A 26,431-nucleotide genomic window follows, 5' to 3' on the forward strand; every position below is an offset into this window, starting at 1 on the left:
GGATCGGAGTGATCGGGCCGGGGCCTGGGTGGCGCGAGCCGCTCTGGAACCGTCGGAGCCGATGCTGGTTCCGGACACGCCCGAGCTGCCGACGGCGGTGGTCGATGTGCGTGATCTCGTCGCCTGGTTGCTGGACCTCGCAACCGAGGGCAGGACCGGCACGTTCGATGCCGTCGGTCCGGTCGTGCCGTTCAGTGAGTGGATCGAGCTCGCGCGGGAGATCGGCGGTCACACCGGACCAGTCGTGCCGGCGAAATCGGAGTGGCTCGAAGAGCAGAAGGTTGAGCCGTACATGGGGCCCGAGTCGCTGACGATGTGGATGTTCGACCCGGAGTATGCCGGTTGGTCCTGCCGGAGCGGGGCTGCGGCGCTGGCGGCGGGACTCGTGCATCGGCCACGGCGTGACTTCCTGGTCGACACGCTTGCCTGGGAGCGCGAGCTGGGGCTGGAGCGGGAGCGTCGGGCCGGCCTGAGCCTCAGCAAGGAGAAGGAGTTGATCGCGGCCCTGGAGCAGTAGAGGGTAGGAGGATGCGGCTGGTGCTGATTTCGGACACCCATCTGCCGGTGCGGGCGAAACGGCTGCCTGATCCGGTGTGGCAGGCGATCGACGAGGCCGATGTGGTGATTCACGCCGGCGACTGGGTGAATGTCGCGCTCCTCGACGAGCTGGAGGCGCGAGCCGCCCGATTGATCGGCTGCTGGGGCAACAACGACGGTCCCGAGCTGCGTGCCCGGTTGCCGGAGGTTGCGCGGGTAACGCTCGACGGGCTGGCCGTGGCCGTCGTACACGAGACTGGTACGTCGAAAGGTCGCGAGGAGCGCTGCGAGCGGGTGTACCCGGGAGTAGACCTGCTCGTCTTCGGGCACAGCCACATCCCGTGGGACACCACGACCCCGCGGGGAATGCGCCTGCTGAATCCGGGATCGCCGACGGATCGGCGGCGGCAGCCGTACTGCACGTTCCAGACGGCCGCCATCACGGCCGGCCGGCTGGAGAAAGTTGCCCTACACAACCTTTAGCCGAAACGCTTGATCACGACCGTGAGCCCTGCCCCGGCGTAGGATCTGGGCATGGCTTCGGCCGGGCGCGGAGGGGTGTCGCCGTACCACCGAGTTACGGCGTCCTCGCGCCCGGCCGATCGTCGTACCGGGTGCTGAGCTGCTGGATCAGGCGTGCGCAGCGTGCTTCACGCGCTCCTTGAGGCGGTCACGCACCTCTTCGGGCGTGTAGGCGCGACGCTTCCGCTCGCCCCGTGCGATCACCACGCCCGTAGCGGCCACGCCGACGAGCCCCGCAAGTCCTACGACCTTCCATACCTTCATGGCGACTAATCTAGCGACGTGGAAAGCCGGATTTCACTGGATGACGCTACGGATCTGACACGAACAGGTGACATTTGGCTGTTCCGCGGTGAGAGTGCCGCCGATCGAGCGATCCAGACGATGACGAACAGCCCTGTCAACCATGTCGGGATGGCGATCGTGCTCGACGATCTGCCGCCGCTGATGTGGCACGCGGAGCTCGGGAAGTCGCTGCCGGACATGTGGACCGGTACGCACCAGCGCGGTGTGCAGCTGCACGACCTGCGCGACTCGGTCACGGTGTGGGCGCGCAAGTACGGTCAGCGCGGCTGGCTGCGGCAGCTGGATCACCCGGTCACGCACGACATGGAGGACGCCGTACTGCGGACTGTCGCGCGCCTGGACGGTACGCCGTTCCCGTCGACGGCTCGGCTTGCTTCGCGCTGGGTGCGCGGGCGGATCCCGGCGCTGAAGCGCGGCCGGCGCGAGCTCGAGCTGGAGTTCGCGTACTGCGCCGAGGTCGTTGCGGTCACGTACGAGGAGATGGGACTGCTGATGCCGGGGAAGCGGCCGAACTGGTACGACCCGGGCCGGTTCTGGAGCGGTGACGAACTCGCGCTGATGCACGGCGCGAAACTCGGCGCCGAGATCGCGGTCGACGTCCCCGCCGAGTGAGTGCCCGCGGAGTGAGTGCACGGAAACTGTCGGTGGCCTCTGACAGGCTTGTTGTGGGTCGGGAGAACCGAGCTCGAGGAGGCCCGCGATGTATGCCGTGATCGACACTGAGACCACCGGCCTGTTGCCGAGCCATCGGCACCGGGTGATCGAGATTGCGGTTGTCCTGCTGGACGCGCGTGGGCAGGTCGAGGACGAGTGGGTCACGTTGCTGAATCCGCAGCGCGACCTCGGACCCCAGCACATCCACGGGATTCTCACTGCCGATGTGCTGGAGGCGCCGGAGTTCGTTGCCGTGGCGCGGCGGTTGGGAGAGCTGCTGGCCGGGCGGATGGTGGTCGGGCACAACGTCGAGTTCGATCTCGGATTCCTGCGGGCGGAGTTCGCTCGGCTCGGGTTCGTGGTGCCGCTGTTCACCGAGCGCTCGATGTGCACGATGGCGCTCGCGGGGCATCTGTATCCGGGAGCGAAGCGGACGCTCGGTGCGTGCTGCGCTGCGGCTGGGATCTCACTCGAGGGCTGGCACTCGGCGCTGGCCGATACGCGGGCCACGGCTGAGCTGTTTGGCCGGTATTTACAAGAGTTTCCGTCCCCGCCGCCCTGGCAGTGGGCGTACGAAGAGGTTCGCGGTTGGCGCTGGCCGGAGTTGCCGAAGCATGAGTTCACGCCGACTGTGCGGCCGGTGCATGCCGGTGGCCGGCACGGGTGGATGAGTCGCCTCGTCGACCAGTTGCCGCGGGTTCCGGAGCCGCCGCAGGCCGACTCCTACCTGGCGCTGCTCGACGGCATCCTGGCGAATCGGGAGATCACCGCGACCGACGCCGATCAGCTGGTGCAGGTCGCGACCGAGCTCGGGCTGACGCGGCTGGAGGTCCAGGATCTCCACTGTGACTACGTTTCCGGGCTTGCCGAGGGGATGTGGGCAGCCGGTGGGCTCACGCCGGAGCGGCGCAGCGATCTCGACCGGGTCGCGGTGATGCTGGGGTATCTCGAGTCCGATGTGGACGATGCCTTGCTCCGCGCAAGCTCGGGCCGGTACGTCGTGCCCTCGCGTCCCGGTGCGAACGGGTTTCCGCCGGGAAGCACGCTGGTGTTCACCGGCGACATGATCGAGCCGCGCGAGGTGTGGTGGGATCGCGCGGTCGCAGCTGGGTTCGCCCCGCAGGAGGCCGTGCGGCCGGACACGACGTTCGTGGTCGCGGCCGACCCGGACAGCCTGTCGGTGAAGGCACGAGCAGCCCGGGAGTACGGCGTACCGATCGTATCGGTGGATGCGTTCCGGCGACTGCTACCGCCTCCGGAGGAGAGACAGCAGCACGCGAGTTAGGGTGCGCACGTGGAGACTGCTGAGCTGGGGCGACGGATCTATCAGACTGCGCATTTGACCGGCGAGTTCCTGCTGCGGTCGGGACAGGTGACGGGGGAGTACTTCGACAAGTACCGCTTCGAGGCCGACCCGATGCTGCTCGACGAGGTCGCAGCGGCGATGGTCGCGCTGGTCCCTGCCGACACCGAGGTCCTGGCTGGCCTTGAGATGGGCGGCATCCCCGTGGTGACCGCCCTCAGCCGGCACACCGGCCTGCCCTGCGCCTTCGTCCGCAAACGCGCGAAGGAGTACGGCACCCGCCGGCTCGCCGAAGGAGCCGACGTGGCGGGCCGCCGAGTGACGATCGTGGAAGACGTGGTCACCACCGGCGGCCAGATCGTCCTCTCCACCCAAGACCTCCGCACAGCAGGCGCCACCATCACCCACGCCGTCTGCGTCATCAACCGCAACCCCACCACGCCCGACCCGCTGACCGAAGCCGGCCTGACCCTGCACGCATTGCTTACCCCCGCCGACTTAACCTCCGGCGAACACCTCGGCTGAACCACCACCACCATCGCGGACCGGCGAATTCCCAGGTCTTGAAATCTTCCTCCGCCAGTACCTGTCGACGGATACCTGGATCACCGCCGGTGGCGAGGGCGACATCGGATCGCACCCAGTCCAGGTCGTCGGCCCAAGCGCCGTCCTCGTTCCCAGGCCAGCGTTCCCAGGGCCCGTCGGTCGCGATGAACCGTTCGGAGTAGTCGGTGCCAAGTTGTTCGTCGAGATACCGCAACGTGCCGAGCGCCAAAGGCTGGCACTCGGTGATCGCCCACTCGGGTTCCTCGAGTGGCAGCGTGAGCGCGTGGTCCAGGTAGGCGACGAGGATCTGAGCGTCCTCCTCGGTGCCTAGGCTGGCCAATGCCCGGCAGTAGTCCCCGCGTAGCCTGTTCGGGCCCTCGCCCAGGAAGTCACGCCTGATCGTCGGGCGAAGGTCTGATCGGCGGCCGGCGGCGATGAACCAGGTCGCCACCCTGCCTGCTTTCAGCCCGCTTTCCAGCATCGCGTCCAGGGCCTCGGCCGGTATCCGGCGGCCGGTCCTTCGCAGTCGCCATTGGAACCAGCGTTGCTGCCACCGGGGCATCGCCTCGGCCCAGGTGAAGCCATACACCGAGTAGCGCCGCCGCATCCACCGCCAGGCCAATCGCTCCCGGCGGTCCTCGCCGTTCAGTCCTCGGCTTCTTCTATTTCGAAGCGGAGTTGTTTGCCGGAGCGGATGCGTTCGATGGCGGCCAGGCAGGCGGCTTCGCTCATGTGGACGCCGATCTCGGCGAGTTTGTGCAGGAGGACGCGGGCGGCGTCCTCGGCGGAGCGGGCGCTGGACTCGTTGATCGCTTCGATCGTGGTGGCGGTGAGACGCTCACGGATGTCCGGGTGGGCCTCGTGAATCTCGTGGGTGATCCTGAACTCCGTCATGGGATCAGCGTAGTGCCCGGACGGTCAGGTGAGGACTCGCGAAACGAAGGTGTCCAGGCGGTCGGCCAGGCGGTCGATGCGGCGTTCGGGGGAGATGGTCTCGCCTTGCGGTACGTCGAGGTCGCGGAGGCCGCGGAGGTAGAGGGAGCAGGCCAGATCGGCGCAGATGTAGGTGCCGACCGTGTTGCCCTCGCGGCCGGGTTTGCCGGCGCGGCGGGCGGCGAAGAGGGCGACGTCGGTGATCTGGTGGGCGGTGTTGCAGAGGTCGCAGAGGCCGGTGCCGCGGCGGGGTTTGGTGCTCGCCTGGGTGTTGAGTGCGATCCCGGTGACGCCGCCGTCCCGTTGGACAACGAGATAGCCGCGGTTCGGGGCCTTCGGGTCACGCCAGCCGAGGAAGTCGAGTGACTCCCACGGCAGCTCGGTGAGCCCCGGCGGCGGGGTCATCGCCTTGACCAGGCTCCTGGTCGAATTGACGAACGAGCCTCTGATCTCGTCGATGCTGAGCGGTTCCACCTCGGTCCTTCCGTTGATCCGGCCATCCATCAGACCTGGCCGGGCCCACCGCTCGCAACCGAAATACCGAGATAGTTGCCAATGGCATCAACCGTCGAGATAGCCCGTACTGCGGGTGTCGTCGTGGTTGCGGAGATCGACGCCGAAGTCGACCCAGGCCTTCAGCCGGAGCAGGATCGAGACGTCGTCGCTGAGGTGCGGACCGTCCTGGCCGATTACCGTGAGGTCGGTCCCGCCGTCCTCGTCGGGGGTGAGATTGAACGTGAGGACGCGGTCGTCGTACCAGGTGAAGCGGTAGCGGCGGTCCTGGACGGCCTCCTCGATCCGGGCCTGCGTCGTACTGCCGTCGGGGAAGGTGAAGCTGATGGTGCCGTCCGACTCGGGCGCGTCGGCCCAGTACCGCGAGCGGCCGCCCGGTGTGCTCAGGGCGCGGTAGACGTCACTCGGGCCGGACTTGAAGTGGAGTTTCCACGTGGGCAAACCGGAACACCTTTCACGGGGCGGGGCGGGCAATCGATTTCGCGCCAGGCTGCAGAGTGCGCAGACGGGCAGAGCAGGTGGTCTAGTCCAAGGTTAGACCCCGTTGTGTGGCGGTGCGATCACGATCGGAGTGGCCGGGTTCGGCCCGCGGCCCGGCTGGGGACACTGACGATGAGTGCCGACGAGGTCGAGGGGTCCGCCGATGATCGACACAAAAATCACCCGCTGGTTGTTCGGTCGCGCCCGGGTACAGCGACGGGTGCCGGAGCGCTTCCGGCCGCGCGGGACGAGTTCGAAGGTGAGCCGGCTCGCCGACCGGTACGACGCGGAGGTGGATACCGCTCTGCAGCGTCTCTGGCCGAAGGCGCGGATCTATCACGACCGCGAGTTCACCCGGGATCGGGCCGACTTCCTGCTCGTGGTGCGCGGGCGCGGGGTGATGGTCGAGACCAAGGTGAAGAGCGATCCGGGCGTGTTCCGCGGCTCCACGCTGCCGCCGCTGCTGGATCGGTTGCAGCGTGACGGGCGGCGGCTGGTCGTCGTCCTCAACCAGGGTGATCCCACGCCGGCCCGGGCGCTTGTCGCGGACATGCTCGGCGACAAAGGCTGTGTCGTCGTCTGGTCGGGTCCGCAGCACGACGCCGACCTGTACGGCGCCGTCGAAGCCCTCCTCCGGCAGATGGTCCGCCACCAGTAGTTGGAGGTAGTGAAGCAGCGCGGAGAGGGGCGTCTCCGCGCTGCTGGCTTCGGCACGCGAGGTGTGCCGAACGGCGGCGAACCGAAGGTCTAAGAACCGGCTAGCAAGAGGTCGCGGCGGTACGGCCGCCGTCGACGATCCAGCGGGCGTTCTGCTGCTGGACCCGCATCTGGTCGAGCCAGCGCGTAGGGGTGCCGGCCGGGAGGACCCGGCGGCCGGAGGCGTCCACCGTGCTGGCGGCGGTCGTGTCGTAGCAGGCGGTCACGATGACGCCGTTGGAGGCGAGGGTGCGCTTGGCCCAGAGGACCTTGGTGACGCCGGTGTTGCGCAGCTTCTTGGTCCGGTAGTACTTCGCCTGGACGCTGATCGACTGGAAGAGCTTCGTCGTCATCAGTGGTTTGAGTTGCGCGGTCTGTACGCCGCCGCTGCGCATCATCTCGTCGAGCGCGGCGCGGTAGTCGTAGTACGCGTTGACGACGGGGTCGGCGGAGCCGCTGGCCGGCCCGCTGACCTGCTCGGTGAGACTTTGTTTCGACGCCTTCTTGGCGCCGGGGGACGAGGCAGCGACGTCGGACGACGCCCCCTCGTTACCGCACCCGGCGAGAACCATCACCGGGACAAGTACGGCGGAAACTGCCAGACTCCGAATGCGCATGCCGAACCTCCACTCTGGCCGCGCGCCGCCGACGCAGAACGTCGTTCGGCACTGACCGTGTAACGCGATGGCACGGACCGTGGTCACTGTGACCTAGGTCACAGCAGACCCCCTACGGGGGTACGGGTCCCGAGTTGGCTCCGTGGCTGGAGGTGCCGGCAGCCCGAAATTTCTACGCTCGGTGACATGACACAAACGCTTGTGAACCACCGGATCCAGCCGCTGCCCAAGCACGTCGGCACGGCCGGGTTAAGGCAACTCGGGTACGGCGTTCGCCTCGTCCCGATCGGTATCCAGGCGATGGCGGACGCGATCATCGGCCGGCCGGATGACGCGAACGCCCGTTGGCAGCAGGTGCACTCCGAGCGCAAGGCGAGCGGCGTCGCGGTCTTCGGTGCCGGTCTGGCGAGCTCGGTACTGGGCCTGATGAGCTGGTTCCTGCTGCTCCTGCTCGTGATGTCCGTCATCCGCGGCCCGTTCTACGGCCTCGTCGAACCCGGCCCGTACGGCGCCGGCACCTGGGGCGGCCCGACCAGAGCAGGCGCGTGGGCGGTGCACGCGGCGGTGTCGATCCCGATCATCGTGCTGATCCCGTTCGTCCTGCGCGGGATCGCTGCCCTGCATGCCGCGCTGATCCGCAAGGTGTACGGCGTCAGCACCGCAAGGTGGGTGCTTCCGGCAACTATCGCGGTCTGCGCCGGCGGCATGCTGTTCTTCTGGTCCTGGATCCAGCAGCTGTGAAAGAGTCAATCGTGATGCAGACCGTCGGAGCCTGGCCGCAGGGCAAGTGGCGCTGGGCAGCTCCCCTGAGCGTCCTGCTCCTCTTCTTGTTCTCAACGCTCGACCTCTATCAGCACTACATCCTGGGCAACGGGCTGTTTGTCTCGGCGTTCGGTTTCGCCACGTCCGGTGGGCCGCTGGCGCTGGTGCTTGGTCTCGCCCGGGCGATCAGCCTGGCGCTGGCCTGGTCCCGGCCCCGGCTGGGGCTGGTGATCGCGCTGACGACCACAGCGGTCACCGCGGCACTAGGCGAGGCCGTCAGTTCGAGCGAGCCGTGGCCGTGGGCAGCCACGGCCGTCTTCGGGTACGCGGCCATCCTGGCGATCGCCGGCGCGCGGGGTCTGACGAGAGGCCAGCTCATCCGCTGGTGGCTCGTTGCCCAACTGCTGAGCGCCGTCGCCTACGTGCCGAACTGGGACCTGTCCAGCACCAACTTCGCCTCCGGGATCGTGATGGCCGTGGTCTCGGGGGTCGGGGCTGTGGTCGGCGACCTGCTCAGGTCTCGCGCCGAGGCCAGGCACCGGCTGGCCGAGCAGGAAGTCATCAGCGAGACCGAACGCGGTGAGCGGACCCGTCTCCAGGAGCGGGCCCGGATCGCCCGTGAGCTCCACGACGTGGTCGCCCACCACCTGTCGGTGGTCGTCGTCCGGGCCGACAGCGCGCCGCACCGGCTGGCCGACGTACCGGAGGATGTGCGGAAGGAGTTCGCCGAGATCGGGGAGGCGGCTCGGGCGTCGCTGACCGAGATGCGGCGGGTACTGCGGCTGCTCCGGTCCGACGAGGAACAGGGGCAGGAGCTCGAGCCGCAGCCCGGTCTCGACCAGCTGATCGACCTGGTCGACACCGCTCGGCAGGCCGGGGCAGTCGTCGAGCTCGTCACCGAGCCACTCGAGGGGATCGATCCGGCCGTCCAGCTCACCGCCTACCGAGTCGTCCAGGAGGCGCTGAGCAACGCGGTCCGCCATGCGCCCCGGTCCGCCGTACAGGTCGAGGTACGGCGGGTCGCCACCCGACTGCACGTAAGAGTGCTGAACGGGGCAGGCGCGCACCCGACGTCCGCCGCGGGCGATGGGCACGGGCTGAGGGGGATGCGCGAGCGAGTGGAACTGGTCGACGGCATCGTGATGACCGGGCCGACCCCTGAAGGCGGTTACCTGGTGTACGTCGAGATTCCGCTCGGGGAGGAGGTGGGTGGTGACGATTCGCGTGCTGATCGTTGACGACCAGGAGATGGTGCGAGCCGGGTTCGGTGCGTTGCTGAACGCGCAGCCCGATATCGAGGTGGTCGGTCAGGCCGGCGACGGCGCGCAGGCGATCACCGCAGCCGCCGAACTCCGCCCGGACGTGATCCTGATGGACGTGCGGATGCCCGTCATGGACGGACTCGCCGCGGCCCGCGAGATCCTGTCCGTCGCGGACGCGCCGCGCGTCATCATGCTGACCACGTTCGACCTCGACGACTACGTGTACGCCGCTCTGCGGGCCGGTGCGAGTGGCTTCCTGCTGAAGCACTCGACACCGGATGAGCTGGCCGGTGCGGTTCGGGTCGTCGCGGCCGGTGATGCCCTGCTCGCACCGTCGGTGACCCGTCGGCTGGTGGAGGACTTCACGCGGGCCCAACCCGCCAGCACGATCGCTCCGGACCAGCTCACGCCGCGGGAGACCGACGTACTGCGGCTGGTTGCGCGTGGGCTGTCCAACCGGCAGATCGCGGCCGAGCTGGTGGTCGCGGAGCAGACGGTGAAGTCGCACGTGAGCAGCATCCTGACCAAGCTCGACCTGCGGGACCGCGCTCAGGCCGTTGTCTATGCCTATGAATCCGGCGTTGTGGTCCCGGGTCCGCGACACTGAGGTCATGGACGTACTCGAGCGACTCAGAGCGTTGTGCCTGGCGATGCCGGAGACGACCGAGCGGTTGAGCCACGGCGAGCCGACGTGGTTCGTGCGGGACAAGAAGGTGTTCGTGATGTTCGCCAACCAGCATCACGACGACCGCGTCGGTCTGTGGTGCGCGGCGCCACCAGGCGTGCAGGAGTCCCTGGTCGCGGACGACCCCGAGCACTTCTACCGCCCGCCGTACGTCGGTCATCGCGGCTGGCTCGGGGTCTACCTGGACGTCGACAACGTGGACTGGGACCACCTGGCCGACCTCGTCGAGAACGCCTTCCGCCAGATCGCCCCGAAGACGCTGATCTCTCAGCTGGACCAGAACTAGTCCGTCAGAGGCTGCGCAGTCTGGGGGAGTCGTGGCAGCTCCACACTCCACGCGGCGGCGTACTCCGGCCTGCTCCACGACCACGCCTCGATCTGCGCCGCACTCCGGCGACCGAACAGGGCACGGAACAGCTCGTACGTCGACGTCCGCACCTCGGCGGTCGGCGCCTCACCCGCGAGGTGGAAGGTGCCGTCGGGGGTGATCACGGTCAGCGGACCGGGCTCGTAGCTCTCGACCCAGGTGACGGTCGCCAGCGCGAGGTCCGCCGGTGGACGGCCGGTACCGAGCAGCCCGTGCAGATCCGCCTCGTGGGTGCCCGCGTCGACCCACGGGTTGCAGACCAGCGGATGCGACGTCGTACCGCTCGTGACGACCTGCTCCACCGCGTGGCTGGCCAGAGCCCACTCGTCGAGCACGTGCTCGATCGGCCGGTCGCGCCGCGCGTCCACCTGGACGGCTGTCCACTCCGGCTCCGGCGCTCCGTCCAGGTTGCCGGTGGCGAAGTCGGCCGCCACTCCGGCGAGGTGCGAGACGAGGTTGTGCACCGTCCACTCCGGGCAGGCTGGCACGATCCGCTGTAGTTCGGCCGGGTCGAGATCGCGGACCAGTGCGCTGATCCGGTCGCGGGTGCCGGCGTACAGGGTGATGCTGGTTGTCGGGTCCATCATTGCCTCCTTTCTTCGACTGACGGATGAGCGTCGGCGAGATCGACACACACCAGGCAGATGTTGTGCTTGCATGTGGTCATGCACCCACGCGCAGGCCAGCCCGCCCAGCCCGGCGATCTCGTCGACGTCGACGCACTGCTCACGGCGTACGACAGCATCACGCCGGATGTCGAGAATCCCGCTCAGAAGGTCGTTTTCGGTACGTCGGGCCACCGTGGCTCGAGTTTGGACGGTGCCTTCAACGAGGCGCACATTCTGGCCGTCACTCAGGCGATCTGTGAGTACCGGGCCGGTGAGGGGACGAACGGCCCGCTCCTGGTCGGTCGGGACAGCCATGGCCTGTCCGAGCCGGCGTGGCGGACGGTCCTCGAGGTGCTCGCGGGGAACGACGTACAGACGCTGGTCGACAGCGACGACCGGCTGACGCCGACACCGGGTGTCTCGCACGCGATCCTGCGGCTCAACCGCGTCGAGGGCGCTGGTGCGGACGGCATCGTCATCACGCCGTCGCACAACCCGCCGCGGGACGGCGGCATCAAGTACAACCCGCCGCATGGCGGCCCGGCTGACTCTGACGCGACCGGCTGGATCGCCAACCGCGCGAACGAACTGATCGCGGGCGGCAACCGCGAGGTCCGCCGCAAGCCCTTCGAGCAGGCGCGGCAGCACGCTGGTTCCTACGACTTCCTCGGCCACTACGTCGACGACCTGCCGTCGGTGCTCAACCTGGATGCCATCCGCGAGGCCGGCGTCCAGATCGGCGCCGACCCGCTGGGCGGCGCGAGCGTCGACTACTGGGCCGCGATTGCCGAGCGGCATCGCCTCGACCTGACCGTGGTCAACCCGCGGATCGATCCGGCCTGGTCGTTCATGACGCTGGACCACGACGGCAAGATCCGGATGGACTGCTCCTCGCCGTACGCGATGGCGTCCCTGGTCGCTCAGAAGGACCGGTACGACGTCGCCACCGGGAACGACGCAGACTCGGACCGGCACGGCATCGTCACGCCGGACGCCGGACTGATGAACCCGAACCACTATCTCGCGGTGGCGATCTCGTACCTGTTCGCGAACCGGCAGTGGGGTCCGGAGGTTGCCGTCGGCAAGACGCTGGTGTCGTCCTCGCTGATCGACCGAGTGGTCGCTGACCTCGGCCGGCGGCTGTGGGAGGTTCCGGTCGGCTTCAAGTGGTTCGTGCCGGGCCTGATCGACGGGTCGGTCGGCTTCGGTGGTGAGGAGTCGGCGGGGGCGAGTTTCCTGCGGTTCGACGGCACGGTGTGGACGACGGACAAGGACGGGATCCTGCTCGCATTGCTGGCCAGCGAGATCACCGCGGTCACCGGCGAAACGCCTTCCCAGGCTCATGCGAAACTCGTCGAGCGATTCGGAGCATCGGCGTACTCGCGAGTGGACGCTCCGGCGACCCGCGATCAGAAGGCGAAGCTGTCGGGGTTGTCGGCCGACGCGGTCACCGCGACTGAGCTGGCCGGTGAACCGATCGTCGACCGGCTGACCAGCGCTCCGGGGAACGCCGCTGCGATCGGTGGGCTGAAGGTGACGACCGAGTCGGCGTGGTTCGCGGCGCGGCCGTCCGGGACCGAGGACCTGTACAAGATCTACGGCGAGTCGTTCAAGGGTGCCGAGCACCTCGAAGAGGTCTTCGTCGAGGCCCGCGACGTCGTGTCGAAGGCTCTCGAGAGCTAACGAACGAAGGCTTCGAGCAACCGGTCCAGATCCGCGGCGGGCGCATTGGTGAGCCCGCTGTGGATCGGACTCGGGTGTACGACGGTACTGCGCGGTGCCGCGAGCCAGCGGAACCGTTCACCGATCCGGGTAGCCGCCGCGGGACCGCCCGCCGGATCACCGGCGCAGATCGACCGGATGTGCTCCAGCGACGCGCACACCACGTCCACGTCGACGGCCGGATCGAGCGCGCGGAGCCGGGTCGGCTCGACGTCCCAGGCCGCACCGAGGAAGTCGAGTGCGCGGCAGTACAGCACCGCGCCGACGTTCACGAACTCGCCACGATGGATACGCGGCGCAGCGCGCAGAATCACATAGTCGAACGGCACGAGATCAGTCACGATGCACCACCCGGTTGCCAAGCGGACCGGTGTTCCAGCCGCGCCAGCAGGTGGCCGAGATAGCGCTCACGATCCCCTTCACCGAGCCACTCGTCCGGGACCAGACCGATCACCTCGGTGAGCAGCTCGGGCGTGATCGCCGCGGCCAGCTCATCCGCCACCGCCGGTACGCCGGGTGCTGCGATCGAGAACACGTGGTCATCGGCGTCGTACGCGAGGGTGGCGAACTTCTCCGCCGACATCCAGGAATGGTGGAAGTACAGCGCGGCACCGTGATCGATCAGCCAGAGGTTCTTGTGCCAGACCAGCAGGTTGGTGTTGCGCCAGGAACGATCGACGTTCGCGACGAACGCGTCCAGCCAGAGGATCCTGGCCATCGCCTCATCACCGGGGTTGCCGGCCGAGCCGTCGTACCCGAAGGAGCCCGGCAGGAGGTCGACCGCGAGGTTCAGTCCGGCGCTGCGGATCAGCAGTTCCTGGATCTCGAAGTCCGGCTCCGACTTGCCGATCGCCGGATCCAGCTGGATCAGCTTCAGCTCCGGCACCCGCAGCCCGAGCCGGCGGAACAGCTCACCGACCACCACCTCGGCGACCAGCGCCTTCGGTCCTTGCCCGGCGCCGTGGAACTTGATCACGTACGTGCCGAGGTCGTTGCCCTCGACAACTCCGGGCAGTGACCCTCCCTCACGCAACGGCAGCACGTACCGGGTGGCAGTGACGATCGGCAGACTCACGGCGCCGAGCTTAGGGCATGGTCGGCAACCCGGCACCTACTGCGCTGCACTCGGCACGGCACCTCGACGCACTGGTGCAAAGCCCACGATGAACACCGCATCGAGGACTTCGCCCCAGCACGCCGAGCTACCGTACCGAGCACATGCTCGCTACGGCGCCGGGTCACCGACCATGCCCTAACCCGTTTCCCCAGGGGGTACCTGCAAGGGGTGAAGCATCCCGCCATCGGCGTCGAAGAAGAACTTCTGCTGGTCTCCGTCACCGGCGACCCGCTACCACGGAGCCAAGCCGTCGTCGATGACCTGCCCGGCCTCGATGTCACGCTCGAACTGACCCGGGCCCAGATCGAGATCAACAGCCCGGTCTGCAACTCTGCGGCCGAACTGCACGGGCATCTGACCAGCATGCGCTCCGAGCTCGCCGGTGCGGCGCACAGCGAGGGTGCCCGGCTGCTGGCGACCGGTACGCCGCAGCAGGGGATGGCGGCCCAGTTGGTCACCAAGAAACCGCGGTACCGGGAGATGGCCGAGCGGTACGGTCTGCTCGCCCGTGAGCAGAGCGTATGTGGCTGTCACGTGCACGTGGACGTGCCGGACAAAGAGGCTGCCATCCGGGTGTCCAACCACCTGCGGCCGTGGCTGCCCGCGCTGCTGGGGCTGACCGCGAACTCGTCGATCTACCTCGGGCAGGACACCGGGTTCGCGAGCTGGCGCTGGGTGATGTGGTCGCGCTGGCCGAGCGCCGGACCGCCGCCGTACCTGGAGTCTGCCGAGCACTACGAAGCGTTGGTGGCGATGCACCTGGCCGCCGGCACGATCATGGACGAGCAGATGATCTATTGGGACGCCCGCCCGTCGACGCATCTGCCGACGATCGAGATCCGGGTGAGCGACATCCCGTTGACCGTCGCTGAGAGCGTCCTGTTGGCCACGCTCGTCCGCGCGTTGGTAATGACGGCGCTGGAGGACGGTGGTCCCGGGCCCACGCTGGAGACGCAGATCCTGCGCGCGGCGTACTGGCTGGCCGCTCGGGACGGGCTGACGGCTGGTGGGCTTGAGGTGACGACTGGCGAGCTGCTGCCGGTTGCGGACGTGCTGGCGAAGCTAGTTCAGTACGTCGGTCCCGCGCTGCAGGAGCTTGGCGACCAGGACCTGGTTGCCGACGGGATCGCGCGAGCGCTTTCCGACGGGAACGGCGCGTTGCGGCAGCAGCGGATGTTCCGTGAGGGCGGTGATGTCATCGCCCTCACGGAAGTCACCTAGCTAGCTTGTCCGAAGGAAGTCTTCGAGCCCGTGCAGGTCGTCGGTGTTGAGGTGGTCGACACCGGCGGCGGTCAGTTCGGCCCAGAGCGCTTCGCGGGCCGCACCGCGGGTGTCCGGAGTGGCCCAGAACCGGACGCGGTAGCCGGCGTGGTGGGCGGTCTGAACGATCTCCCGCAGCTTGGCCCGCTCGGCGGCCGGCATCGGGCCGACACCGACCCAGGTGAAGTTCTTCGTCCAGTTGTCGCTGACCAACGGCATCAGTGAGGCTGGCATCCCCGAGCTGAGGTCGCTCAGGCGGCCGTCGTACCCGGCGTACCGGATCTTCTGTGCCTTCAGGACGTCGAGCGGACGGTTGCCGCTGATCACCGAGGTCACCGCGCCCTTGAACACGTGGCCGTTGGCAAAGATCGTGCTGATCCCGCGGTACTTGCGCAGCGCCGCATCAATGGCTGCGTACGTCGACGGTCCGTCGCTCTTGATGTCGATCAGCAGCTGGAAGTCGCGACCGTGGCGATAGACCTGACCGTGGTTCGCCCGAACCCGATCGGCCAGCGGCTTCAGGTACAGGCTCTCCAGCGTGCGACCCGGCTTGACGTCCTCCAGGTCATGCGCGACCCGCAGCTCACCATCGACCAGCCAGACATCCGCCTCGACACTGTTGAACCCACGGTCCAACGCATCCTGCAACGGCCGCCGGTGCTCGTAGTCGTTGTGCGCATGCGCCGCGGGCAAAGCGCGGACGGCGGGAGCGTCGTACGTGCGCGGAAGCCGGAAGCCATTGTCCCGTACGACGGAACGCAGCCGATCGGGGTAGTCCGTGATGATCCCGTCGACGCCCTTGTCGATCAGCGACTGCATGGTCGCCGGGTCGTCGATCGTCCACGGGACCACCTTCATCCCGGCCTGGTGCGCCGACTTCACCATGTCCGCGGTCACGTACGGCCGGTAGGTCGGATCGGTGATCTTGCCGTTCTGCGGGAATCCGTGCACCGGCGAGATCGCCGACGCACCGAACGACTTGGTCGCCTTGACCAGGTCACCACCGAAGTCGTCGATGTCGATCCCGCCGAGCCACGGCGACTTGCCCGGCTGGCCGGTCTGCAGGAAGTCGTAGTTCGTCAGCGCGACCAGCGGCAGCTCGGGCGCGACCTGGCGCATCCGCATCAGTGCGCCCCAGTCGAAGCTCTGGATCGTCACCTGGCGAGCGATCCGCGCTTTGCGAACTTCCTGCGCGACGACCTGGACGAACTGCTCGCGCGGCGCGGTCTCGTTCGGCGCACCGGCCTCGACCTTGGTCTCGATGTTCAGCTTCACGTCGTTGGCGTGATAGCGGTGCACGAGCGCGAAAACGTCGCGCAGCTCGGGCATCCGAGCACCGGGATCAGGCTGCTGGGCCGGGTGTTCCGGCTGCGTCAGCGAACCGCAGTCGAGCTGCTTGACCTGGTTCAGGTCGAGCGTGTTGACGTACTTGCCGACATACGGGAACTCCGGGTCGTTCGGCGTGTACGGCGCGGTGTCGCGGCACTTGTTCCCGCCGACCTTGCGGTCGTGGGTGATCACGGCGTACCCGTCCTGGGTGATCTGGACATCGAGCTCGAGGGTGCTGACACCGACCTCGAGACCGTGGGCGAACGACGCGATCGTGCTCTCGACGGTCAGGCCGAGGCCGCCGCGATGACCCTGGATGTCGAAGCTGCCGCGCTGGGCGCTCGCCGGCGCAGCCGGCAGCAGCAGCCCGCCGACCAGGGCAAGCGGGAGCAGCACACGGGGAAGGCGGTGCATGAGGGATTCCTTCCGGGGGATGGTGGGCGGACGCCCCGAGAGTCTCCTGGGAAGGTAACCGACAAAAGGCTTACAGGTAACCGTCAAGCATTCACGGAATCGACGTGATGTCCTCCTCGGGCCATGACACGCCCTCACAATCAGTCACGGATCAAACGCATTCTGGGATCATCAGGGTCCGGTTCACTGATGAAGGAGAGCTCTGATGGTTCGTCGTCTACTCATCGCCGTGCTTGCGACTGGAGCCGCCGCTGTTGGCTTCGCCGCGATCGCAGGGGCCGCATCCGGCCAGGCGTCTGACTTGCAAACGAACGATTCGCTTGATCTCCAGGTGAGCGCCGTGGTCGGCGGCATTCCCTTCGAAATTCTTTAACTGCGCCGGTCACGGAATCGAGGTGATGTCCCGGGACGACTGGGCCTCGGCGACGACCGACCCGTCCTTGAAGGCCGGGGAGAGGGTGCCGTTCTCCCGGCGGAAGACCTTGATCGTGACCGTGCACGACGTGGTGGCGGTCTGACCGGCCGACGGCGACACAGGGCTCTGCTTGATCCGGCCGGCCGGGATGTGCCCGACGACGCTCCTGGGCGGCAGGCGGAGCTCGCCCTCCTGGATACACGAGCCGGTCCAGTTGACCGTCGTCGGCAGATAGCTCGGCCCCGAGATCCGGACGGTGATCGGCGACTGCCGCGACGCCCTCGTCCCCACGGCGGGTGCGATCAGCTGGAGCCGCTCGGGCAAGTTGACGTTCGACTGCGCAGACTCGTTGTCGCTGTCGCGGTGCAGGTCGAAGCTGACGTGGGTGACGGCTAGCAGTTCGTCTTCGAGGCGGCCGGAGTAGTTCGTCACGCCGAGGGACTTGTTGCGACGCAACTTCGTCCGGATGAACGTCGGGTCCTGCTCGGTCATCGAGTTGGTTCCCGCGACGTTGATCGCCTCGTCGTTGCCGAGTTCGACGTAGGTCAGCGTGCCGGCGCGCAGCGTCGCGAGGACGTCGACGCGGGTCTCGTTGTCCTTGACCGTGACCCGGAAGTCGGCCTTGATTCCGCTCGTGCGGATGTCCTTGGAGTCGGCTGTCGAGCAGCCGGTCACGATCAGACCGGCGACGACCACGCCTGCGATGAGCCTCACCCGCCGGAAGCTAGCACCGCGGCGGCTCACTCGCCGGCCGGTGAGTAAGGGCTCCCACACGAGCCGGTACGACGTTGTGCACGGCTCAGCCATGTACGCGGCCTGCCGGTGGTCGAGCGGTGCTCAAGGTCCGCTCGCCGGGCGACCTTGAGCACGGTTCAACCATGTGAGCGCCCGGAAGGTGGTTGATCGGTGCTCAAGGTGACCCGGCCGGGCGACCTTGAGCACGGTTCGACCGTTTCGGTGGGGGGCAGATGGTTGGTGGAGTCTCAAGGTGACTCCCGGCCCGCGATCTCGGGTCCCCGGGGATGGTTGGCGCGTTACGCGGTAGAAAAACGGCGGATAGGCCCGAAAAATTACCGACTAACGCAAGACCTCGGGCATCACGCACCTCAGCCACAGCTACCGGAATTCTCAGTCGCCGTAACGTCCGACGATCCGGAGACCAGGTGTGCGGGTTCTTCGGACGTTGTGGAAGCGGGAGCGGGAAAGTTTGGGGTGCCGGACCGGGAAGCGCCTCACGGCGCGTGGCCGCTCGTAGCGGCTTTATTTGGGACCCGGGGCTTGCACCGGTCCGACACCTCCAACAGTGTAACCGGTGCCCAAATCCCTTGTCCTGTTGAGATCTCGGGGTGCCGGACCATATAACATCTTGTCCGGCTGCACGCAACTACCAGAGTTGCCCGGCGCGTTCGGAGCGGGCCGCGGTCTGCAACTGGTCGGCCATCTCGACCAGTTTCGAGGCTGACAGCACTTCGTCGTGACCGTCGTCGGCCAGATGTGCACGGCCGGTCGCGATGATCCGCGCGAACGCGGCCGCCCGATCCAGCGTGGTGGCGAAGTCACCGGTCGCCACACCCCGCAGTACGGCGTCAACCATGTCCCGCACCTCGGCCGGTCCTGGCGGCTCCGCAACTCCGGCGACGACCGCGTGCACCTCTGCATACTTGCGGCCGGTGCTGAACTCGCGGGACACCTGATCCGCATTCGAGTGCACCCAGGAACGCAACAGATACAGCCGCCACAGTGCACCGGGCAACGAATCCGCCGGCGCGTCGGACCACAGCTCCGCGAGCTCGTCGAGACCGTAGTCGTCGGCCAGCTTCACGACCCGCGCATGCACCTCGGCGTCCTCCGACGACCGCACCCCGCGGACCAGCAGCTCGGCGGTCCGGTGCGCGACTTCAGTCACGGCCGCCGGGTCGGCAGCACCCGGCAACGACTCGAACAGCTTGTTGCCCGGCATGATCGGGCGGCGCGGATTCGTGGAGCTCACGGCCTCCATGGTGCCTGACGCGCGAAGCCCTCGCATCTCAAGCAGGCAGAGGCCATGTCTGGCGATCCCACGCCTACTGCGCTGCACTCGGCACGGCACCTCGCCGCACTGGAGGAAAGGCCACGATGAACCACATCGAGGCCTCCCCTCCAGCACGCCGAGCTACCGCACCGAGCACATGCTCGCTACGGCGCGGAATCACCAGACATGACCTAGTCCGACAGATCACTGCTGAACCACCGCTTCGGCTGCACTCTGTAGAGGACGGGTGCGGACTCGGGATGCGCGAACTCGTTCTGCACGAAACCCTGCGCATACTCGGCCGGCATGTAGCGCTGGGCGATCTTCTCCATCTCCTCCGGGGTGGCCGGGCCCGACTTCACGACGGCGCCCTCGATGGTGACGTACTTGTAGGGCATCTCCTCGGTCTGCACGGTCACGGTCAGCGCCTCGGCGGAGGTGAGCAGCTCGGCCTTGCGGGTCTTGCGGCCGAGGGTGTTGGTGAAGAACGTCAGCTCACCGCCGGGCTCGTAGTGGTAGAAGACCGGCGACGCCAGCGGCGGCCGCCCGTCCGGCTGGGCGATCGACAGGATCGCGACATGGGACGCGGCCAGGAAGGCCTCGCGGCCGGCGCTGCTCATCGGTCCAGGCATTCGACTACTCCTCACGGGTGGCATACACTTTGCTTGACCAAGAGTTTGACTCTCAAAGTCTATGACTGTCAAGGAGGGAATCGTGGCGGATTCCGTGGAGATCGAGCTCGACCACCATCTGGCCGGGCACGACGAGGCCGATCGGGTGATCGAGGCTGCCCTCTACCGGATCGTGGAGCTCGCCCGCCGGCACCGGGAGTGGCAGCGCGCGGTCGCCGCGGAGTCCGGCCTGACGCTGGCCGACTGCGAGGTGATCCTTCGGCTGGCCCACCTGGAGCCTGTCGAGAGCACGCCGAGCCAGCTGGCGCGGATCTTCCACATCACCGCGGGCAGCATGACCGCCCGCCTCGGCCGCTTGGAGTCCGGCGGCTACCTGACCCGGACCGTCCAGCCGGAGAATCGCGCGCAGATCCAGGTCGAGCTGACCGGGAAGGGGAAGGTGCTGCACCACCGGTTCGCCGACCAGATGGTCGAGATCCACCACCAGATGATCGCGGGCGCCCTGCCCGCCAAGGACCGCGAGACACTCAACGACCTGCTCAGACGCGTGCTGACCCACGTGGAAGCCACCACCTGATGAGGGCGGGTCTCTTAAGCCCACGCCTACTGCGCTGCACTCGGCACGGCACCTCGCCGCACTGGAGGAAAGGCCACGATGAACCACATCGAGGCCTCCCCTCCAGCGCACCGATGCACCGCACCGAGCACATGCTCGCTACGGCGCGGACTTAAGAGACCCGCCCTAGTAGGCTCGAGTCATGGTGGCTGGGCGAGGCCAATTGGCCAAGAACTTGATCAAGTACGGCGTGCGCTACGGACCGCTCGTCGCCGAAGCGGTCAAGCACGGCCGCGAACCGGCCCAGCAGGCGGTTCAGGCGGCGGTCGCCCGGCGGACCGCACGCAAGAAGGCGCTCGAGCATGCGCTGACCGTGCGCGACGGGTCGCTGCTCAAGGTGATCAAGGACGGACAGTCGATCTTCTTCGTCTTCTCCGGGGATGCGATCGTGACGACCTACCCGTCGGTGCCGCAGGCGACGTATCCGGAGCTGTTGCGGCATGCCGACCTGGACAAGCGGGAGTCGGCCGAGCAGCTCGCGGCGGCCCGGGCCGCGCGCAGGCCTCGGATCGGCCCCCGGCTGCCGAAGATGCTGCGCCGCAAATAGGTGGGCCGCAAGTAGGTGGGCCGCAAAGAGGTGGGCCGCAAGTAGCCGGGGCCAAGGTTGACGCGGGCGTAACATTCGCGACCCGGCGAGGCAACAGGTCGACCGCAGAGTAGAAGGACGAAGCTCCACTAGGGGAGGGCGTCCGCATGCTCTGGAAGATCAGAACCGAACTCGCCGACCGGCCCGGTGCTCTGGCCGAACTCGCTGCACGGTGTGGTGCGGATGACATCAATATCCTGAGCCTGGAAGTCTTCACCGCCGAATCCGGTGCTGTCGACGAGCTGGTCGTGTCCACCGGAGTGGGCTGGTCCGCCGAGGACCTGACCGCGCTGGTCGCCGAGGCCGGCTGTGTCCGCACCACGGTCCGGCCGTGTCAGGCCGACGTACTGAGTGATGCCCCGACCCGGTATCTGCGGGCCGTTCTGCGGCTCGTCGAGGACCCGTTGTCGGTGGACGACGTGCTGGAGGCATTGCAAGGGTTCGGCGAGTACACGCCGGCCGAGTGGGCCCGGGCTGACGTGCTGGTCGAGATCGCGGCCCGGCTGGCCGAGCGGTTGCAGGAGCCGGTGATCGACGGCCCGCGGCCGGGGAGCGGCGTACCGGAGTTGCGTCGTGCATCTGTCGCGGATGCTGACGCTGTGGTCGCGATGCACGAGCGGTGCTCGCACGAGAGCCGCACCCGGCGCTATCACGTGCCGATGCCGAAGCTGACCACCCGTACTGCGCGGCACTTGTCGGCCCCGGCCGGTGGCGTTTCGATCGTCGCGGGCATCGGCGAGTCCGTGGTCGGGATGGCGACGGCCGCTCCGTGGGAAGAGCTTGGCGGTACGACGATGGAGGTCGCCGTACTGGTCGAGGACGGCTGGCAGGGGCGTGGGCTGGGTGCTCAGCTCTTGCGTCAGGTGATCGGCGCGGCGCGCGATCTGGGCGCCGACCGAGCTGTCTGCGTGGTCCAGCCGGAGAACGCGGCGATGCTGCGCACGATCGAGGGTCTGCGGATGCGGACCAGGGTCGTCCACGACGGCGACAACCTGATGGTCACCGTCGCGCTGTCGCCCGAAAGCCTGTCGCATGCGGTGGATCGGCCGTCGGTGCAATATGGTCGGTCCCGTGCCATCCCTGCCCGGTCGCAATCCGCACGGCCTACTGGTCAACCTGCCCGCGAGCACACGCTCGCCGCTCTTTCAGCTCTTCAGCCGGTTGCTGATCGCGCTGGGGCTGTTGACCTTGATGGTGCTGATCGTGGTGATCGACCGTGACGGCTACAAGGACAGTTACGACGGCTCAGTCGATCTGATCGACAGCATCTACTACGCCACCGTCACCCTCACCACCACCGGGTACGGCGACATCACTCCGGTGACGCCGACGGCCCGGCTGGTGAACGCCTTCATCGTCACGCCATTGCGGATCTCCTTCCTGGTGGTACTGGTCGGCACGACACTGGAAGTCCTGGCCAACGAAGGTCGCCGCATCATGCGCGACACCCGATGGAGGAAGCGGATGAAGGACCACGTCGTTGTCGTGGGTTACGGCACCAAGGGACGGTCGGCGGTGCAAACCCTGCTCAGCAACGGGGTCAAGCGCGACAGCATCGTCGTGATCGACCCGCGCGCGCAGGCGATCGGTGACGCGGGCAACGACCAGATGGCCGCCTTCCACGGCGACGCCACGAACCGCACGGTGCTGCGCCGGGCCGAGGTGATGACGGCCCGCGAGGTGATCGTGACCACGGACCGCGACGACTCCGCGGTCCTGGTCACCCTCGCCGTACGGCAGCTGAACCCGACCGCGCACATCGTGGTCGCGGTCCGCGAGGAGGACAACGTCCCGCTGCTGCGGCAGAGCGGCGCCGACGCGGTCGTCACCTCGTCCGAAGCCGTCGGCCGCCTGCTCGGCCTGTCCGCGGTCAGCCCGAACCTCGGCGAGGTGATGGAGGACCTGCTCACGTACGGCGAGGGCCTCGAGGTCGCCGAACGCCCGGTCCTCGGCCGCGAGGTCGGCAAGCCCCCGTCCGCCCTGCCGGACCGTGTCGTTTCGGTGGTCCGGGACGGCAAGGTCCACCGCTACTACGACGCCAACGTCTCCGTCCTGGCCGCCGGCGACAAACTCATCGTCGTCCGCCCCGCCAAAGAAACCCCCTGGGCCGAACGCCCCGGCGCCGACGAAAACGACGACTAACCCAGCCGTAGGCCGCCCGCCCCGGCTGGGCGTACTGCGGTCATCAACTGGGGACCGCGGACATCTGATCAGTTGTCCGAGGCCCCATTAGGTGTACGCGGTTGGGCCGGATACGGAGCCCGTCAGCCGCAGGCAACGTTCGCCTCGGTCACCGGCCGCATCATCCACCTCAGGGCTTTCCACACGGTCCAGTACGACGTTGAGCACGGGTCAACCAGGTGCGCGCCCTTGAAGGTGGTTGAGGGGGTGCTCAAGGTGAGCCGGCCGTGCGACGTTGACCACGGTTCGACCGTCCCGGCGGGTGCCAGACGGTTGGTGGGTGCCTAAGGTGACCGCGGTTGCCGGCCTCGCCATCCGGTCCGGCCAGCTGCGTGGTGCGCCCTCTGAAGGTTGGGGTGGATGTTCGCCGCGCTTTCCTCCAACAAACCGGTTTGGGGAGGGCTGGCATCGTCCGGGAAGCGATGCGGGGAGGATCCACCCCCCGAATCCGTCGTGGATCCTCCCCGAACCGGTTTGGGGAAGGAGATTCGGCGTCCCGTTCGCTGCCGGTTCGCTAACGTCCGAACGACCGGAGGCGGGCCCTCCGTTCCTTCGGACGTTAGCTGGGAGCGGTGGCTAACGTCCGAACGTCCGGAGGCGGGCCCTCCGTTGCTTCGGACGTTAGCTGGGAGCGGTGGCTAACGTCCGAACGTCCGGAGGCGGGCCCTCCGGTCTTTCGGACGTTGTGGTGGGGACCGGGATGCCGTGGTCGGGCGGGGGCGCCACGCCGCCCCGGCCATAACTGGTGGCATGAGACACCTTCTGACGTCCGGAGACCTGTGGTGCGTGGTCTCCGGCCCCAACTGCCTGTCTCCGGCCACAAGTGGTGGCGTGGGACAGGAAGAGCGGGCGTGGGCTACGTCGCGAACGGTACGGCGGGCTGCGTGGTGCGGGTGGGCTCGGTGGGGTGGTGCCAGAGGTTGTCTCGGGCTAGGAGGGGGAGGACGGATTCGCCGAACCAGTAGGCTTCTTCGAGGTGGGGGTAGCCGGAGAGGATGAACTCGTCGATGCCCAGGTCGGCGTACTCCTTGATGCGGTCGGCGACTTCGCGGTGGCTGCCGACGAGCGCCGTACCGGCTCCGCCGCGGGCGAGGCCGACGCCGGCCCAGAGGTTCGGGTAGATCTCAAGGTCTTCGGGGCGGCCTTCGTGCAGGGCGAGCATGCGCTTCTGGCCCTCGGATTCGCTGCGCCGCAAGCCTTCCTGGACCCGGGCGATGGTTTCGGGTGGTAGTGCGTCGAGCAACCGCCGGGCTTCTCGCCAGGCATCCTCGGAGGTGTCGCGGGTGATGACGTGCAACCGGATACCGAAGCGGACCGTGCGTCCGGCGTCGGCCGCGAGCTTGCGGATCCAGGTGAGCTTCTCCGCGACCGCGGCCGGTGGTTCGCCCCAGGTCAGGTAGACGTCACTGTGTGCGGCGGCCACTGGTCCGGCAGCAGCGGAGGAGCCGCCGAAGTAGATGGGTGGCGTCGGGTCGGGTACCGACACCAGTCGGGCTTGCTCGACCCGCAAATGCTTGCCTGCATAGTCGAACGGGTCACCGTGCTCCCACAGCTTCCGCACGATCGCGAGGAACTCGTCCGTCCGCGCGTACCGCTCGTCCTTGCTCAGGAAGTCACCGAACGCCTTCTGCTCGGCCGGCTCGCCACCGGTCACCACGTTGAGCAGCAGCCGGCCACCGGACTGGTTCTGGAACGTCGTCGCCATTTGCGCAGCGAGAGTGGGGGAGAGCAGCCCGGGCCGGAACGCGACCAGGAACTTCAACCGATCGGTCGAGTCGAGCAAAGATGCCGTCGACAACCAAGCGTCGTCGCACCACAGCCCGGTCGGCGTCAATGCGCCAACGAACCCAAGTTCCTCGGCCGCCGTGACGATCTGGCGCAGGTAGCGCGTGGTCACCGGCCGATCCCGCTGTACGACGTCCGCGCCGTGGCCGCCGCCGACGATATTGCGCGAGTCGCCCGAGGTCGGCAGGAACCAGTGGAAGGTCAGGGTCATCGAACTGCTCCATCCAAAGCACGATTGTCAAAGTCGAGAGAACGGCCGAGCGTCTCCGGCAGAGCCCGAGCCGAAAGCAGGCTGATGATCGCGATCAGCACGTTGTACGTCGCCAGCCACCACAGATCGCCACCGCCGAGACTCACCAGCCACGCCGCGATCAACGGCGTCAGCCCGGACGCGACGATCCCGGAGAGCTGATAGAGCGCGCCCAGTGCCGTGTAGCGCACCCGCGTGCTGAACAGTTCGGCCCAGAACGCCGCGAGCGGTCCGTAGATCACCCCGTCCAGTACGCCGACGCCGACCGCGAGCGCGATGAACACGGTGACCGACGTACCGTGCTGGACCAGTGCCGCCGCCGGGAACGCGAACAGCAACGCGGCCCAGGTCCCGGCCCGGTACACGGGTTTTCGGCCGACGCGGTCCGAGAGCGCTCCCGCGATCGGGATCAGCGCGACGCCGATCAACGCGCCGACCACGATTCCGTTCAGCGCATAACTACGAGGCAGCTTCAGATCATTGGCGACGTACGAGAGCAGGTACACCGAGAACAGGTTGAAGGTGAAGCCCTCGATGTAGCGCGTGCCCATCCCGAGCAGCAGCGATCGCGGGTGCTCCTTCAGCAGGTCGAACAGCGGGACGCTGGACACCTCCTTGCGCTCGCGCACCTTCGCGAACGCCGGCGTCTCCAGCACCGACAGCCGGATATAGGCGCCGATGGCAAGCAATCCCGCGCTGACCAGGAAGCAGATCCGCCAGCCCCAGGCCAGGAACGCGTCCTCAGGCAGCAGGCTGGCCAGAGAGAACGCGGCCGACGCCAGGAACAACCCAGCCGGTACGCCGATATGCGCGAAGCTGCCGAAGAATCCGCGCCGGCCGGGCGGTGCGTACTCGACCGCGAGCAGCACCGCGCCGCCGTACTCACCGCCGACGCCGATGCCTTGCAGGATCCGCAGCACCACTAGCAGGATCGGCGCCCAGACGCCGATGCTGTCGTAGCTCGGCAGGAGACCGATCAGCGTGGTGCCGACGCCCATGATCACCAGCGTCAGCAGCAACATCTGCTTGCGGCCGATCTTGTCGCCGAAGTGCCCGAACACCAGCCCGCCGATCGGCCGCGCCAGGAACCCGACCGCGAACGTCGCGAACGACGCGAACGTGGCCGCCGAGCCGCTCAGCCCGGTGAAGAACAGCTTGTTGAAAACCAGCCCGGCGGCAGTGCCGTACAGGAAGAAGTCGTACCACTCGATAGTCGCGCCGACACAGGCCGCGATCGCGACCTTGCGCGGCGAGGGCGGGGGTTTGTCGGTCATCGAAGCTCCCGGGCGGTGGACAAGGGCTATTAAGTCGATGAGGTTAGT

Annotated in this window: 31 protein-coding genes and 1 pseudogene; 17 read left to right on the forward strand and 15 right to left on the reverse strand. The window is 67.7% G+C overall.

Annotated features, from left to right (window positions below; translation table 11 throughout):
- Positions 1-517, forward strand: a pseudogene (locus E1261_RS02990) (oxidoreductase); the annotation flags it as partial.
- 11 nt (positions 518-528) lie between these two features.
- Entirely contained in the window at positions 529-1,020 is a 492-nt protein-coding gene (locus E1261_RS02995) for a metallophosphoesterase family protein (RefSeq protein WP_132401403.1), read from the forward strand.
- 147 nt (positions 1,021-1,167) lie between these two features.
- On the opposite strand, the gene E1261_RS45075 is transcribed toward E1261_RS02995, so the two are convergent.
- A complete protein-coding gene (locus tag E1261_RS45075; protein WP_165952334.1) occupies positions 1,168-1,323 on the reverse strand; it encodes a hypothetical protein in 156 nt (51 codons plus the stop codon).
- A gap of 120 nt (positions 1,324-1,443) precedes the next feature.
- Between E1261_RS45075 and E1261_RS03000 the strand changes: the two genes are divergently transcribed.
- The 3 genes from E1261_RS03000 to E1261_RS03010 all read left to right on the forward strand — a co-directional run bounded on the left by E1261_RS03000 (position 1,444) and on the right by E1261_RS03010 (position 3,847).
- Positions 1,444-1,977, forward strand: a complete 534-nt coding sequence (locus tag E1261_RS03000; RefSeq protein ID WP_238175978.1) for a hypothetical protein — start codon at positions 1,444-1,446, stop codon at positions 1,975-1,977.
- Between the two features lie 88 nt (positions 1,978-2,065).
- On the forward strand, positions 2,066-3,304 hold the full coding sequence (locus tag E1261_RS03005; RefSeq protein WP_132401409.1) for an exonuclease domain-containing protein: 1,239 nt from the start codon (positions 2,066-2,068) through the stop codon (positions 3,302-3,304).
- 9 nt (positions 3,305-3,313) lie between these two features.
- Complete coding sequence (locus tag E1261_RS03010; protein ID WP_132401412.1) at positions 3,314-3,847, forward strand: orotate phosphoribosyltransferase; 534 nt, start codon at positions 3,314-3,316, stop codon at positions 3,845-3,847.
- On the opposite strand, the gene E1261_RS03015 is transcribed toward E1261_RS03010, so the two are convergent.
- The 4 genes from E1261_RS03015 to E1261_RS03030 all read right to left on the reverse strand — a co-directional run bounded on the left by E1261_RS03015 (position 3,807) and on the right by E1261_RS03030 (position 5,755).
- A complete protein-coding gene (locus E1261_RS03015) occupies positions 3,807-4,475 on the reverse strand; it encodes a DUF6000 family protein (protein WP_132401415.1) in 669 nt (222 codons plus the stop codon). The two genes, E1261_RS03010 and E1261_RS03015, sit on opposite strands and share 41 nt — an antisense overlap.
- Before the next feature lie 38 nt (positions 4,476-4,513).
- The gene (locus E1261_RS03020) at positions 4,514-4,762 is read right to left on the reverse strand and encodes a hypothetical protein (RefSeq protein ID WP_132401418.1); all 249 of its coding nucleotides are present in this window, start codon (positions 4,760-4,762) and stop codon (positions 4,514-4,516) included.
- 24 nt (positions 4,763-4,786) lie between these two features.
- The gene (locus tag E1261_RS03025; protein WP_132401421.1) at positions 4,787-5,275 is read right to left on the reverse strand and encodes an FBP domain-containing protein; all 489 of its coding nucleotides are present in this window, start codon (positions 5,273-5,275) and stop codon (positions 4,787-4,789) included.
- Between the two features lie 87 nt (positions 5,276-5,362).
- Complete coding sequence (locus E1261_RS03030; protein ID WP_132401424.1) at positions 5,363-5,755, reverse strand: SRPBCC family protein; 393 nt, start codon at positions 5,753-5,755, stop codon at positions 5,363-5,365.
- A 202-nt stretch (positions 5,756-5,957) separates the two neighbouring features.
- On the opposite strand from E1261_RS03030, the gene E1261_RS03035 reads away from it, so the two are divergent.
- Positions 5,958-6,452, forward strand: coding sequence for a hypothetical protein (locus E1261_RS03035; RefSeq protein WP_132401427.1), 495 nt, complete (start codon positions 5,958-5,960; stop codon positions 6,450-6,452).
- A gap of 100 nt (positions 6,453-6,552) precedes the next feature.
- Here E1261_RS03035 and E1261_RS03040 read toward each other — a convergent pair whose 3' ends face one another.
- Positions 6,553-7,107 carry a hypothetical protein gene (locus tag E1261_RS03040; RefSeq protein WP_132401430.1) on the reverse strand — a complete coding sequence of 185 codons (555 nt, stop codon included), beginning with the start codon at positions 7,105-7,107 and terminating at the stop codon, positions 6,553-6,555.
- 186 nt (positions 7,108-7,293) lie between these two features.
- Between E1261_RS03040 and E1261_RS03045 the strand changes: the two genes are divergently transcribed.
- The 4 genes from E1261_RS03045 to E1261_RS03060 are packed head-to-tail and all read left to right on the forward strand — an operon-like array spanning position 7,294 to position 10,102.
- Entirely contained in the window at positions 7,294-7,848 is a 555-nt protein-coding gene (locus tag E1261_RS03045) for a hypothetical protein (protein WP_132401433.1), read from the forward strand.
- 14 nt (positions 7,849-7,862) lie between these two features.
- Positions 7,863-9,107, forward strand: coding sequence for a sensor histidine kinase (locus E1261_RS03050; protein WP_238175987.1), 1,245 nt, complete (start codon positions 7,863-7,865; stop codon positions 9,105-9,107).
- Positions 9,082-9,738 carry a response regulator gene (locus E1261_RS03055; RefSeq protein ID WP_132401439.1) on the forward strand — a complete coding sequence of 219 codons (657 nt, stop codon included), beginning with the start codon at positions 9,082-9,084 and terminating at the stop codon, positions 9,736-9,738. Before E1261_RS03050 ends, E1261_RS03055 begins: the two co-directional genes overlap by 26 nt.
- A 4-nt stretch (positions 9,739-9,742) precedes the next feature.
- Positions 9,743-10,102, forward strand: a complete 360-nt coding sequence (locus E1261_RS03060) for an MmcQ/YjbR family DNA-binding protein (RefSeq protein WP_132401442.1) — start codon at positions 9,743-9,745, stop codon at positions 10,100-10,102.
- Here E1261_RS03060 and E1261_RS03065 read toward each other — a convergent pair.
- Positions 10,099-10,767, reverse strand: a complete 669-nt coding sequence (locus E1261_RS03065) for a maleylpyruvate isomerase N-terminal domain-containing protein (RefSeq protein WP_165952335.1) — start codon at positions 10,765-10,767, stop codon at positions 10,099-10,101. The two genes, E1261_RS03060 and E1261_RS03065, sit on opposite strands and share 4 nt — an antisense overlap.
- Positions 10,768-10,848: 81 nt before the next feature.
- On the opposite strand from E1261_RS03065, the gene pgm reads away from it, so the two are divergent.
- Positions 10,849-12,474, forward strand: a complete 1,626-nt coding sequence (gene pgm, locus E1261_RS03070) for a phosphoglucomutase (alpha-D-glucose-1,6-bisphosphate-dependent) (protein ID WP_132401448.1) — start codon at positions 10,849-10,851, stop codon at positions 12,472-12,474.
- Here pgm and E1261_RS03075 read toward each other — a convergent pair.
- Entirely contained in the window at positions 12,471-12,854 is a 384-nt protein-coding gene (locus tag E1261_RS03075; protein ID WP_132401451.1) for a DUF3037 domain-containing protein, read from the reverse strand. The two genes, pgm and E1261_RS03075, sit on opposite strands and share 4 nt — an antisense overlap.
- Positions 12,851-13,588: a HipA family kinase gene (locus E1261_RS03080; RefSeq protein WP_132401454.1), complete on the reverse strand. Its 738-nt coding sequence runs from the start codon at positions 13,586-13,588 to the stop codon at positions 12,851-12,853. The genes E1261_RS03075 and E1261_RS03080 overlap by 4 nt, the downstream gene beginning before the upstream one ends.
- Positions 13,589-13,798: 210 nt before the next feature.
- Here E1261_RS03080 and E1261_RS03085 point away from each other — a divergent pair, with 210 nt between their 5' ends.
- On the forward strand, positions 13,799-14,851 hold the full coding sequence (locus tag E1261_RS03085; RefSeq protein WP_132401457.1) for a carboxylate-amine ligase: 1,053 nt from the start codon (positions 13,799-13,801) through the stop codon (positions 14,849-14,851).
- On the opposite strand, the gene E1261_RS03090 is transcribed toward E1261_RS03085, so the two are convergent.
- Positions 14,852-16,633, reverse strand: coding sequence for a glycerophosphodiester phosphodiesterase family protein (locus tag E1261_RS03090; protein WP_132401460.1), 1,782 nt, complete (start codon positions 16,631-16,633; stop codon positions 14,852-14,854).
- 205 nt (positions 16,634-16,838) lie between these two features.
- Between E1261_RS03090 and E1261_RS45080 the strand changes: the two genes are divergently transcribed.
- A complete protein-coding gene (locus E1261_RS45080) occupies positions 16,839-17,006 on the forward strand; it encodes a hypothetical protein (protein WP_165952336.1) in 168 nt (55 codons plus the stop codon).
- 9 nt (positions 17,007-17,015) lie between these two features.
- On the opposite strand, the gene E1261_RS03095 is transcribed toward E1261_RS45080, so the two are convergent.
- The 3 genes from E1261_RS03095 to E1261_RS03105 all read right to left on the reverse strand — a co-directional run bounded on the left by E1261_RS03095 (position 17,016) and on the right by E1261_RS03105 (position 19,691).
- Positions 17,016-17,762 carry a hypothetical protein gene (locus tag E1261_RS03095; protein ID WP_132401463.1) on the reverse strand — a complete coding sequence of 249 codons (747 nt, stop codon included), beginning with the start codon at positions 17,760-17,762 and terminating at the stop codon, positions 17,016-17,018.
- Positions 17,763-18,432: 670 nt separating this feature from the next.
- A complete protein-coding gene (locus tag E1261_RS03100; RefSeq protein WP_132401466.1) occupies positions 18,433-19,038 on the reverse strand; it encodes a hypothetical protein in 606 nt (201 codons plus the stop codon).
- A 212-nt stretch (positions 19,039-19,250) separates the two neighbouring features.
- Positions 19,251-19,691, reverse strand: a complete 441-nt coding sequence (locus E1261_RS03105; RefSeq protein WP_165952337.1) for a pyridoxamine 5'-phosphate oxidase family protein — start codon at positions 19,689-19,691, stop codon at positions 19,251-19,253.
- A gap of 82 nt (positions 19,692-19,773) precedes the next feature.
- On the opposite strand from E1261_RS03105, the gene E1261_RS03110 reads away from it, so the two are divergent.
- The 4 genes from E1261_RS03110 to E1261_RS03125 all read left to right on the forward strand — a co-directional run bounded on the left by E1261_RS03110 (position 19,774) and on the right by E1261_RS03125 (position 23,035).
- Entirely contained in the window at positions 19,774-20,268 is a 495-nt protein-coding gene (locus E1261_RS03110; RefSeq protein ID WP_165952338.1) for a MarR family winged helix-turn-helix transcriptional regulator, read from the forward strand.
- Between the two features lie 181 nt (positions 20,269-20,449).
- On the forward strand, positions 20,450-20,854 hold the full coding sequence (locus tag E1261_RS03115) for a hypothetical protein (protein ID WP_238175979.1): 405 nt from the start codon (positions 20,450-20,452) through the stop codon (positions 20,852-20,854).
- Between the two features lie 146 nt (positions 20,855-21,000).
- Positions 21,001-22,113, forward strand: a complete 1,113-nt coding sequence (locus tag E1261_RS03120; protein WP_132401475.1) for a GNAT family N-acetyltransferase — start codon at positions 21,001-21,003, stop codon at positions 22,111-22,113.
- Complete coding sequence (locus tag E1261_RS03125; RefSeq protein WP_132401632.1) at positions 22,085-23,035, forward strand: potassium channel family protein; 951 nt, start codon at positions 22,085-22,087, stop codon at positions 23,033-23,035. Before E1261_RS03120 ends, E1261_RS03125 begins: the two co-directional genes overlap by 29 nt.
- Before the next feature lie 895 nt (positions 23,036-23,930).
- On the opposite strand, the gene E1261_RS03130 is transcribed toward E1261_RS03125, so the two are convergent.
- Together E1261_RS03130 and E1261_RS03135 are read right to left on the reverse strand one after the other, a co-directional pair.
- Positions 23,931-25,070 carry an LLM class flavin-dependent oxidoreductase gene (locus E1261_RS03130; RefSeq protein WP_132401478.1) on the reverse strand — a complete coding sequence of 380 codons (1,140 nt, stop codon included), beginning with the start codon at positions 25,068-25,070 and terminating at the stop codon, positions 23,931-23,933.
- On the reverse strand, positions 25,067-26,383 hold the full coding sequence (locus E1261_RS03135; RefSeq protein WP_132401481.1) for an MFS transporter: 1,317 nt from the start codon (positions 26,381-26,383) through the stop codon (positions 25,067-25,069). The genes E1261_RS03130 and E1261_RS03135 overlap by 4 nt, the downstream gene beginning before the upstream one ends.
- Positions 26,384-26,431 lie beyond the last annotated feature (48 nt).

It is taken from the genome of Kribbella albertanoniae, from assembly GCF_004348455.1.
GTDB lineage: Bacteria > Actinomycetota > Actinomycetes > Propionibacteriales > Kribbellaceae > Kribbella > Kribbella albertanoniae.

Coding starts and splice junctions, on each gene's coding strand:
- E1261_RS02995 (WP_132401403.1), top strand. CDS start 529: ATGCGGCTGGTGCTGATTTCGGACACCCATCTGCCGGTGCGGGCGAAA.
- E1261_RS45075 (WP_165952334.1), bottom strand. CDS start 1,323: ATGAAGGTATGGAAGGTCGTAGGACTTGCGGGGCTCGTCGGCGTGGCC.
- E1261_RS03000 (WP_238175978.1), top strand. CDS start 1,444: ATGACGAACAGCCCTGTCAACCATGTCGGGATGGCGATCGTGCTCGAC.
- E1261_RS03005 (WP_132401409.1), top strand. CDS start 2,066: ATGTATGCCGTGATCGACACTGAGACCACCGGCCTGTTGCCGAGCCAT.
- E1261_RS03015 (WP_132401415.1), bottom strand. CDS start 4,475: ATGCGGCGGCGCTACTCGGTGTATGGCTTCACCTGGGCCGAGGCGATG.
- E1261_RS03020 (WP_132401418.1), bottom strand. CDS start 4,762: ATGACGGAGTTCAGGATCACCCACGAGATTCACGAGGCCCACCCGGAC.
- E1261_RS03035 (WP_132401427.1), top strand. CDS start 5,958: ATGATCGACACAAAAATCACCCGCTGGTTGTTCGGTCGCGCCCGGGTA.
- E1261_RS03040 (WP_132401430.1), bottom strand. CDS start 7,107: ATGCGCATTCGGAGTCTGGCAGTTTCCGCCGTACTTGTCCCGGTGATG.
- E1261_RS03045 (WP_132401433.1), top strand. CDS start 7,294: ATGACACAAACGCTTGTGAACCACCGGATCCAGCCGCTGCCCAAGCAC.
- E1261_RS03050 (WP_238175987.1), top strand. CDS start 7,863: ATGCAGACCGTCGGAGCCTGGCCGCAGGGCAAGTGGCGCTGGGCAGCT.
- E1261_RS03060 (WP_132401442.1), top strand. CDS start 9,743: ATGGACGTACTCGAGCGACTCAGAGCGTTGTGCCTGGCGATGCCGGAG.
- E1261_RS03065 (WP_165952335.1), bottom strand. CDS start 10,767: ATGGACCCGACAACCAGCATCACCCTGTACGCCGGCACCCGCGACCGG.
- pgm (WP_132401448.1), top strand. CDS start 10,849: ATGCACCCACGCGCAGGCCAGCCCGCCCAGCCCGGCGATCTCGTCGAC.
- E1261_RS03090 (WP_132401460.1), bottom strand. CDS start 16,633: ATGCACCGCCTTCCCCGTGTGCTGCTCCCGCTTGCCCTGGTCGGCGGG.
- E1261_RS45080 (WP_165952336.1), top strand. CDS start 16,839: ATGGTTCGTCGTCTACTCATCGCCGTGCTTGCGACTGGAGCCGCCGCT.
- E1261_RS03105 (WP_165952337.1), bottom strand. CDS start 19,691: ATGCCTGGACCGATGAGCAGCGCCGGCCGCGAGGCCTTCCTGGCCGCG.
- E1261_RS03115 (WP_238175979.1), top strand. CDS start 20,450: ATGGTGGCTGGGCGAGGCCAATTGGCCAAGAACTTGATCAAGTACGGC.
- E1261_RS03120 (WP_132401475.1), top strand. CDS start 21,001: ATGCTCTGGAAGATCAGAACCGAACTCGCCGACCGGCCCGGTGCTCTG.
- E1261_RS03125 (WP_132401632.1), top strand. CDS start 22,085: ATGGTGCTGATCGTGGTGATCGACCGTGACGGCTACAAGGACAGTTAC.
- E1261_RS03130 (WP_132401478.1), bottom strand. CDS start 25,070: ATGACCCTGACCTTCCACTGGTTCCTGCCGACCTCGGGCGACTCGCGC.
- E1261_RS03135 (WP_132401481.1), bottom strand. CDS start 26,383: ATGACCGACAAACCCCCGCCCTCGCCGCGCAAGGTCGCGATCGCGGCC.